The sequence below is a fragment of the Halorubrum sp. SD612 genome, from assembly GCF_002135005.1.
In genome coordinates this window covers 1-1,935 of record NZ_NEWI01000295.1, presented here as the reverse complement: position 1 = coordinate 1,935, position 1,935 = coordinate 1, and the positions used below count along the sequence as shown (strand labels likewise).

At 70.5% G+C, this 1,935-nt stretch carries 3 protein-coding genes; all 3 read right to left on the bottom strand.

Annotation, left to right across the window (positions count from 1 at the left end; translation table 11 throughout):
• Positions 1-736: CaiB/BaiF CoA-transferase family protein (locus B9G38_RS16615; protein WP_143415583.1), on the bottom strand; the 736-nt coding region annotated here is incomplete at its 3' end.
• Between the two features lie 116 nt (positions 737-852).
• Positions 853-1,017, bottom strand: coding sequence for a hypothetical protein (locus B9G38_RS18460; RefSeq protein WP_198945730.1), 165 nt, complete (start codon positions 1,015-1,017; stop codon positions 853-855).
• A gap of 54 nt (positions 1,018-1,071) precedes the next feature.
• On the bottom strand, positions 1,072-1,935 hold an 864-nt coding region (locus B9G38_RS16610; RefSeq protein ID WP_086221113.1), incomplete at its 5' end, for a nucleoside recognition protein.

Here is a 1,935-nt window from a genome sequence, read left to right as displayed (position 1 = left end):
TCGGGTGTTTGCTCCCCATCCGTCCCGGCGGCTCGCCGCTGGCGAAGTAGTTCGTCGCCATGTAGCTGGTCCAGGCCGCCTGCCCGTCCAGCAGGCTCACGTCGATCTTCTGGCCGCGGCCGTCGCCCAGTTCGCGTTCGAGGAGCGCCGCGAGGATCGCCTGCGTCGCGTACATCCCGGCCCCGACGTCGGCGAGCGCGACGCCGATCCGGACCGGGGGACCGCCCTCGACGCCCGTGAACGACATGAATCCGCCTCGCGCCTGCATCATGATGTCGTATGCGGGCTTGTCGCGGTCGGGACCCCACTCCCCGTAGCCGGAGATGGCGCAGTAGACGAGCCCGGGGTTCTCGTCGACGAGGTCGCCGTAGTCGAGCCCCCAGTCGGCCATCTTGCCGACCCGGAAGTTCTCGACGAGCACGTCGGCCTCGCGCGCGAGGTCGCGAACGACCGCGCGGCCCGACTCGGTCGTCAGGTCGATCTGGATCGACCGCTTGTTTCGGTTGACGCTGACGTAGTAGGCGCTCTCTTTCCCCTCGCCCTCGCCGAACGCCGGCGGGGTCCACGTCCGCGTCTGGTCGCCCTGCCCGGGCCGCTCGACCTTGATCACCTCGGCCCCGAGGTCGCCGAGCTGCATCGTACAGAACGGGCCCACGAGGACGCGAGAGAGGTCCAGCACGGTGACCCCGTCCAGCGGGCCGACGTCGCTCTCGGGGTCGCGCGCCTCACCGACCACGCCGTCTCGCCTCCGTGTACCGCCGCCGTCTCCGGTTCATGGTATCCGGCTCAGCCCCCGGGCTACTGAGTGTTGCGGCGTCGGCGCGGTCGAGAACAGGGACGGGAGCAACCGAGTCAGGCGGGGAGCGTGTCGATGCCGTTTATCTCGACGTACCCGTAGCCGCAGTCGGGGCAGCGCCACTTCGTCTTCTCGCCGAGGTGGAGCGTCATCGCCGCGGTCCGGTAGAACGAACGGGTCTCGCCGCACGCGGGACAGTCCACGTCCTTTTCGAGCGCCATGCGCGCCGATCGGTCCGGGCCGATGTTGAACCTACTGATCCGGGTTTCGGACACTCACCACACCGGGGCGAGCAGCAGCGCGACCGTCGCCGAGATGAAGACGAGCTTCAGGGCGGTGTTGACGGCGATCACCTTCGTACCGAAGGCGGCGCCCCAGATCCCGTACTGGAACGGGATCGAGCGCCGGAACGTCGAGACGGCGAAGGAGAGGACGCTCCCGATGAGCAGCGACGCGACCGCGGTGCGCGTGGTGAAGACTCCCGCCTCGGTCCCGGCCAGCGTCGCCGCGCCCGCGGTCGTGTCGAGCGTGAACACCGCGATGACGGGCACCGCTGCGCCCGGGAGCCCCAGCACGCTCGTGATCGGTTCCGCGACGCTCGTCAGCGCCGTCACGTCGTACGTCGAGACGAGCCAGATCACGAGCGTGTACACGACCGCGAGCCGCGGGACGATCCGCCGGAGGGTGCGCCAGGACTTCCCGGCGGCGTCGCGGACGCGCTCTCGGTCGGTGCGGTCGTCGGCCTCCGGGCCGGTCGCGTCGACGTCGGCGGGCGCGGCCCGGTCGACGTTCGACTCGGAGAGGAGGAGTCCGCCCGCCAGCACGCCGGTGACGGTGATGAGCAGCGCGATCCCGGCGCGCGCGCCGACGTAGACGCCGCCGGTGGTGACCCCGAGGATCGGGATCAACACCGGGACGTAGTAGGTGAACACGTGCTGGACGAAGCCGAAGAACGTGTTCATCGTCACCGCGACGAGCGTCGCGCGGTCGTCTAACAGTCCGGCCTCGCGGTACTCCGCGAGCGTCGCGTAGCCCGCGGTCGTCGACGCCGCGGTCGTGAGGATCGCCGTGCCGACCTCGTCCGGGAGGTTCGCCGGGCGGGTGAGCCACCCCGCGAGCCCGGCCACGTACCGGACCAG

Bases quoted from the DNA above. Each gene is read 5' to 3' on its own strand.
- B9G38_RS18460 (WP_198945730.1), bottom strand. From the start codon at position 1,017: ATGGCGCTCGAAAAGGACGTGGACTGTCCCGCGTGCGGCGAGACCCGT.